Raw genomic sequence first — 6,000 nt, 5'->3', positions numbered from 1 at the left:
TCCACACCCAGGCCGTCGCCACCCTCACCCGCTGACCACGCCCCGAACCCGCACACCACAAACCCGCACCGACGAAAAGGAACAGACCACCATGACCAGCATCGCAGTCCTCGGCAACGGCCGCGTCGGCGGCAACCTGGCCGCCGCCCTCACCCGGGCCGGCCACGAGGTGACCGTCGCGGACCGCGCGCCCGGCGACGCCGCCGACGCCGCCCGCAGCGCCGAGGTCGTCATCAACGCCACCCCCGGCGCCGGCTCCCTGGAACGGCTCGCCGCCCTGCGGGACGAGCTGCGCGGCAAGATCCTCATCGACGTCTCCAACGCCACCGTCGACGGACCGGACGGACTGCCGGGCGACCTGATCCACCCCGGCTCGAGCCTCGCCGAGCAGCTCCAGGAGGCACTCCCCGACACCCACGTCGTCAAGACGCTCAACACCATGCTCTTCCCGGTGATGACCGCCCCGGCCACCCTCACCCGGACGCCCACCGCGTTCCTCTCCGGCGACGACCCGCAGGCCAAGCAGACCGTCCGCGACCTGCTCACCGACCTCGGCTGGCACCAGGACTGGATCACCGACCTCGGCGGAATCCGCACCGCCCGCGCCACCGAGGCCGCCATCCTCTTCGTCCCGCACGTCATCCGCGCCGACGGATTCACACCCTTCGCGATCTCGATCGCCCGCTGACCCGCACGGCGCACCGCCCCTGCGGGCAGGCTCAGCCGAGTGCGGCTTCCTCACGGTCGAGGTCCTGCTGGATCGTTCGGCGGGTGGTGTCGCTGATCCGGTGCTCGTCGTAGAGACGGTGCAACTCGCTGTTCTGTACGGCGATCACCGCGTGCCGCAGCTCGCGGTAGGTGGCGTCGACGGTGCTGCCGTCCGGGCCGTCGACACTGCGGTCGAGGCGGGCGCTGAGCCCGCGCCGCACCCGGTCGATCACGGCCTCGGGCATGACCTCCAGGGTCGCGAGCTCCTCGACGTGGGCGAGGGCGACGTGGTTGAGGGTGTCCCTGGCCTCCGCCTCCTCACGGGCGGTGTGCTCGGGCTCCAGCGCCAGGCCGGAGCGGTTGACCACGGCCGCCAGCGTCAGCCCCTGGACGACCAGGGTGAACACCACCACCGCCGTGGTCAGCACCAGCACCAGCGGGCGTCCCGCCAGCGGGGTGCCGTCGCTCGCGAGCAGCGGGATCGACAGGGCGGCGGCCAGCGGCATCACACCACGGGTACCGGCCCAGGTCACCACCCCGGCCACCCGCCAGGACATCCGGCCCCGGGAAGGCCTGACGGCCCGGGTCAGCGGCAGCGTCGACAGCACCCGGACCGCGATCAGCACGGCGGCCAGGGCCAGGGCCTGCACCGGCCACCACCCCGTACCCGCGGGCAGGTCCCGCACCAGGGCGGGCAGCTCCAGACCGACGATGCTGAACACCACGCTCTCCAGGATGAACACCACCACCGCGTAGACGGCGTGCAGTTGGAGGCGGATGTGGGCGTCGGTGAGGCGGTGGCCGCCTCGGCCCAGCAGGACGCCGGCGACCACGACCGAGGTGATCCCGGAGGTGTGCCCGGCCTCCGCCACCACGTACGCCGCGTACGGCGTGACCAGGGCGATCACCGTCTCCAGCACCGGGTCGGTGGTGCGGCGGCGGATCAGCCACACCAGCCCGGCCACGGCGGCGCCGATCAGGCTCCCGCCGCCGCCGAGCAGCAGGAACTCCCCGCCGGCCGCGAGCAGGCTCACCGCACCGCCCGCCGCCACCGCGATGCCGACGGCGACCTTGAACAGCACCAGCGAGGTGGCGTCGTTGAACAGGCTCTCCGCCTGCACCAGGACCTGGACGCGGCCCGGCAGCGCGAGCCGGCGGCCGAGCGCGGTGACCGCCACCGGGTCGGTGGACGCGAGCACGGCGCCCAGCACGAAGGCCATCGCGGGCGGCAGGCCGGTCACCGCGACCGCCACGAATCCGACGGCCGCCGCCGAGGCGAAGACCAGGCCGAACGCGAGAATCGTCACCGGCTTCCAGACCGTGCGCAGATCGCGCAGCGACAACTCCTCGGCGGAGGCGTACAGCAGCGGGGGCAGCACGACCAGGGCGATCGCCTGGGGCGGGATGTGCAGCGCGGGAACGCCCGGTATCAGCGCCACGCCGATCCCGGCCAGCACCAGCAGCGAGGGTGCCGGCACGCGCCAGCGGCGGGCGAAGGTGGCCACGGCGGTTGCCAGTACCACCAGGAAGAGGACGATCCCCACGGCGCGCATCTGCGAAAGACCCCATCACGAGGAGCGGGGTCGCTGCCGCCCGATCGCTGCAGTCGTCCCCCGAGCCGACCAGGCTTCCCGGCACACCAGGACGATTTTATCGGGACCTTAGCAGCGCCGGACAGGGCGGGTGCGGCGCGCGGCCGCGGGACACGCCGCCGCCGAGCCGCGCACGCCGGCCGACACCGCCCGTCCCGTACTGCCCGTCCCGGCGGCCCGGAGTCGTTACTCGAAGCGGGTGGGGTCGCCGGCCCCGTACCGGACGATCTCCGCGGTGCCGCCGGAGAAGTCGACGACCGTCGTCGGTTCCGTGCCGCAGTCGCCGGAGTCCACCACGGCGTCGAGCACGTGGTCGAGCCGTTCCTTGATCTCCCACCCCTGCGTCATCGGCTCGGCCTCGCCGGGCAGCAGCAGGGTGCTGGAGACCAGCGGCTCGCCGAGTTCGGCGAGCAGGGCCTGGGTGACCGTGTGGTCGGGGATCCGTACGCCCACGGTCTTCTTCTTCGGGTGCAGCAGACGGCGCGGCACCTCCTTGGTGGCGGGCAGGATGAACGTGTAGCTGCCCGGGGTCGCCGCCTTGACGGCGCGGAAGACCGCGTTGTCGATCTGGACGAACTGCCCCAGCTGGGCGAAGTTCTCGCACATCAGGGTGAAGTGGTGGCGGTCGTCGAGCCGCCGGATCGACCGGATCCGTTCGACGCCCTCGTGGTTGCCCATCCGGCAGCCCAGCGCGAAACAGGAGTCGGTCGGGTACGCGATCAGGGACCCGGAGCGGAGGCTGTCGGCCACGGTGCCGATGGTCCGGGCCTGGGGGGTCTGCGGGTGCACATCGAAGTACTTCGCCATTGGCCGACCTTACGGGATCGGCCCCGGCCGGCGACAATCCTTGACGCACTGCCACGGGGACGATCAAACCGGGCGCAGCCGGCGCACACCCTGCACCCGGGTCCCCGGGTCGCCCGCGTCACTGCGCTCGACGACCCGGAGCCGTACCGACGACGTTCGGCTGCGCCGGTGGGCGACGCGGCTCCCGTCGGCGATGGGGGATCAGAAGTTCAGCACCGGCGGGAACCAGGGGCGGACGATCTTGAGGCGGTAGGCCATGGACACGTCGTCGACCAGGAACGGCACCTTGTTGGCGCTGTCCTCGACCACCATGAAGGAGAGGATCGCGGTCTTCTCGGTGGTGGAGAAGAAGGCGTCCGGCAGGGTGACGGTGACCTGCTCGTAGGCGCCGTTCCCGTCCTTGTTGGTGCGGCTGGCCAGCAGGTACGGGGTGCCGTCCGGGGCGGTCGCCTCGACGTCCAGCTCGCGGTAGGCGAGGCCGCCCGGGCCCTGCGGGGGGACGCGCAGCCAGAAGGTGAGGACCGGAACCCGGTTGGCAGGTATGGTCACCTGCTGCGTGATCCGGTTGACGCCGGTGAAGCCCCGGCCGCCCAACTCGGCCTTCCAGCTGCCGGAGCGGGCCGGGTAGGCGGAGGACGCGTTGATCAGCTGGGCACCGCCGAAGGGCGTCGAGAACGACGACCAGCCGGTGTTCCCGGCCTCGAAGTCGCCGTTGACGGTGCCGACGGGCGCGGCCTGGGCGGCCGGGGCGCCCACCAGGCCGATCGCGGCCGCGGCGATGACGGCGGAGGCGCCGAGGCGCGCGCTCCGGAATCGCGAAGTCATGTCTCTCCAGGGTGTGGTGTCGCGCGCGACCCGGTGGCCGCGGCGGAGGTCGCACAGGGGTGACGGGGGAAGGCAGGACCCGGCGCCTCCGCGTGGTTCGGAGGCGGGATACGTCCGCGCGCCCCCGTGCAGTCGAAACATACCGTCAAGTAGTGACACCCGGACGGGCGAGGCAGCCGGGCTCGCCCGGGCAGCGTCAAGGGAGGAACGTCAAGCCACCTCCGCGTACCGGTTCAGGCGCGCCGGCCTCGTACGGCGCCTTCGAGCCCGCTCGCACGGGTGCGAAGCCGGCCGTTCTCCCGCCCCGGCAGGGGCGCACCCGCCAAGAAGGCGTGGTAGGCCTCGGCGGCATCCGGCTCGATCTCAGGGCCGGCGGGCCCGTAGCGGGTGTCGGTGCGGTCCCGCTTCGGCCCGGAGACCCAGAACTCCTCGTCGGTCTGCACGTCGTAGAAGTTCGCATCGGACATCCCCCCTGCCCGGCGCAGAGTCCTCCCGTGGAAGTACGCGGTGCTCCAGGTCCTCGAGAAGGCCACCCACCCGATCCACGAGGGTCCGCGGTCGGTGTCGTGACCGGTCTTCAACTGCACGAACATGAGACGTCGAGGCATACGGCTCAGAGTCCTGCACGGACCGCACCCGTGACCAGCCATTTTGTGCGCCCGCAGGACCTCGCCGCGCCGCCGGCAGGTGGGTACGGCCGATGTGTCCGGCACCCGTACGGCGTTGTCCGTGGCCGGCCGGCACCGGTCCGCCGCTGGGGGAGGTGCCGACCTCACCTGTGGTGGGGTCAGTCCGGTGTCAGCTCCGGGTCAGGCCGCCGGGGCATCCTGAGGGCACGTCAAGGGGCCGCGGAACACGGCCGGTCCCCGATCGGGAGAGGTGCCCGGAGCGGTTCATCGGGTGCCTGGCCAGCAATGGCCGAGCAGGGTCCCTCGGGGCCCGCGCAGGTTCGAATCCTGCCCTCTCCGCCCCTCAGTCGTCGCGGCCGATACCGCGGCCGGGTGCGCTCATGTCGCCCGTCCGGGGTGTGCCGTCGGCGAGCCCGTAGCGAAGGTGCACGGTCCCGTTCAGACCGGCGGTCCGCGGTTCGAGGAGCGTGACGTCGGCGGGCACCGCGCCGCCGTCGAATACCTTCTTCCCGACGCCCAGCACGATCGGGTGCACCCAGAGGTCGAGCCGGTCGAAGAGCCTCTCCCGCAGCAGCGTCTGCACCAGGTTCAGGCTCCCGACGACCTTGACGTTCCCGTGCCGGTCGCGGACCTCCCGCACCGCGCCCGCCAGGTCCGGGCCGAGCAGCGTGGACCCGGCCCACGAGAGGTCGGGCCTACCGCTTCAACAGCGTCCCGAAGTACGTCGCCTCCCGCGCCGGGCAGGATTCGCGGCCCGTGCTTGGATGCTCTCCGGTCCGCCGACGGGTGGTCGGCCGCCCGGCCGGACGTCACCAGTGCCGGATCGGGGACCGTCGGGCGTCGGTGGGCTCCCGGCGGCCGGGGAGAGGGGCGGCCTGCGCCGGGACGGGGCTGTCGCCCAGGAGTTCGGCCAGGTCGGTGTCGTCGATCTCGCGCCAGCCGGCGAAGTCCGTGGTCATGTAGGCGCCCATCGGGTGGTCCGGCCCGCCCGCACCCGGGCCGCGGCGCCACCCGAACGCCACCTCGGCGGCCTCGGACGGGCACTGGAACCCGGCCGGCGCCTTGCCGATGTGAACGACCACGAACACCCCCTCGCCCGAGGGCCGGCCGTCCTCGAAGTGGCGGTAGACGGCTCCGGCGTGGAAGAACTGCTCCTCGGCCATCAGCTGCTCTCCCTTCCCGCCGACACGCGTCGCCCTGCTGTCCATGGTGCCGCGCCCGCCGGGCAATTCCAACGCGCCCGGCCGCCCAGGTCGAGCCGGGCCCGGCTCCGCCCGGCGGGACTCGGCGTGGCAGACCGACTGCGGGCCGATTGGTCACAGATAGTAGTGAGTGGTCCGCCTCGGTGGTGAACCGGCCGGCCCGGCGCGCTCGAAGGCGGGTGGATGGAGCCGGCCGTTCCGGGGCGGGCAATTGGCCGCGGGCGGACGAGGGAGAGT

The 6,000-nt window shown here is 72.7% G+C and carries 7 protein-coding genes and 1 tRNA gene; 2 read left to right on the top strand and 6 right to left on the bottom strand.

Translation table 11 applies throughout. The features are described 5' to 3' along the window. The first annotated feature begins 91 nt into the window (after positions 1-91). Complete coding sequence (locus AB0D08_RS16075; protein WP_359889245.1) at positions 92-688, top strand: NAD(P)-binding domain-containing protein; 597 nt, start codon at positions 92-94, stop codon at positions 686-688. Between the two features lie 31 nt (positions 689-719). Here the strand turns inward: AB0D08_RS16075 and AB0D08_RS16070 are convergent, their stop codons facing one another. The 4 genes from AB0D08_RS16070 to AB0D08_RS16055 form a co-directional block, all read right to left on the bottom strand. Further along, positions 720-2,261 (bottom strand): Na+/H+ antiporter, encoded by a 1,542-nt coding sequence (locus AB0D08_RS16070; RefSeq protein WP_033826301.1) that lies wholly within the window; start codon positions 2,259-2,261, stop codon positions 720-722. 225 nt (positions 2,262-2,486) lie between these two features. After that, on the bottom strand, positions 2,487-3,107 hold the full coding sequence (locus tag AB0D08_RS16065) for an L-threonylcarbamoyladenylate synthase (RefSeq protein WP_033826300.1): 621 nt from the start codon (positions 3,105-3,107) through the stop codon (positions 2,487-2,489). A 201-nt stretch (positions 3,108-3,308) separates the two neighbouring features. Beyond that, a complete protein-coding gene (locus AB0D08_RS16060; RefSeq protein WP_359889242.1) occupies positions 3,309-3,932 on the bottom strand; it encodes a hypothetical protein in 624 nt (207 codons plus the stop codon). Between the two features lie 233 nt (positions 3,933-4,165). Then, positions 4,166-4,540 carry a hypothetical protein gene (locus AB0D08_RS16055; RefSeq protein ID WP_359889241.1) on the bottom strand — a complete coding sequence of 125 codons (375 nt, stop codon included), beginning with the start codon at positions 4,538-4,540 and terminating at the stop codon, positions 4,166-4,168. A 265-nt stretch (positions 4,541-4,805) separates the two neighbouring features. On the opposite strand from AB0D08_RS16055, the gene AB0D08_RS16050 reads away from it, so the two are divergent. After that, positions 4,806-4,900, top strand: a tRNA-Ala gene (locus tag AB0D08_RS16050). Between the two features lie 4 nt (positions 4,901-4,904). Here AB0D08_RS16050 and AB0D08_RS16045 read toward each other — a convergent pair. Beyond that, positions 4,905-5,213, bottom strand: coding sequence for a dihydrofolate reductase family protein (locus tag AB0D08_RS16045; RefSeq protein WP_359889250.1), 309 nt, complete (start codon positions 5,211-5,213; stop codon positions 4,905-4,907). Positions 5,214-5,370: 157 nt separating this feature from the next. Next, positions 5,371-5,724 carry a hypothetical protein gene (locus tag AB0D08_RS16040; RefSeq protein WP_359889240.1) on the bottom strand — a complete coding sequence of 118 codons (354 nt, stop codon included), beginning with the start codon at positions 5,722-5,724 and terminating at the stop codon, positions 5,371-5,373. Positions 5,725-6,000: the final 276 nt, after the last annotated feature.

Origin of the sequence: Kitasatospora sp. NPDC048540 (genome assembly GCF_040651175.1) — a bacterium.
In the GTDB taxonomy this organism is placed as follows: Bacteria; Actinomycetota; Actinomycetes; order Streptomycetales; family Streptomycetaceae; genus Kitasatospora.
Note: the sequence above shows the minus strand (reverse complement) of the source record. Positions and strands in the feature narration are given on the sequence as shown.

Bases quoted from the DNA above. Each gene is read 5' to 3' on its own strand.
- AB0D08_RS16075 (WP_359889245.1), top strand. From the start codon at position 92: ATGACCAGCATCGCAGTCCTCGGCAACGGCCGCGTCGGCGGCAACCTG.
- AB0D08_RS16070 (WP_033826301.1), bottom strand. From the start codon at position 2,261: ATGCGCGCCGTGGGGATCGTCCTCTTCCTGGTGGTACTGGCAACCGCC.
- AB0D08_RS16065 (WP_033826300.1), bottom strand. From the start codon at position 3,107: ATGGCGAAGTACTTCGATGTGCACCCGCAGACCCCCCAGGCCCGGACC.
- AB0D08_RS16060 (WP_359889242.1), bottom strand. From the start codon at position 3,932: ATGACTTCGCGATTCCGGAGCGCGCGCCTCGGCGCCTCCGCCGTCATC.
- AB0D08_RS16055 (WP_359889241.1), bottom strand. From the start codon at position 4,540: ATGCCTCGACGTCTCATGTTCGTGCAGTTGAAGACCGGTCACGACACC.
- AB0D08_RS16040 (WP_359889240.1), bottom strand. From the start codon at position 5,724: ATGGCCGAGGAGCAGTTCTTCCACGCCGGAGCCGTCTACCGCCACTTC.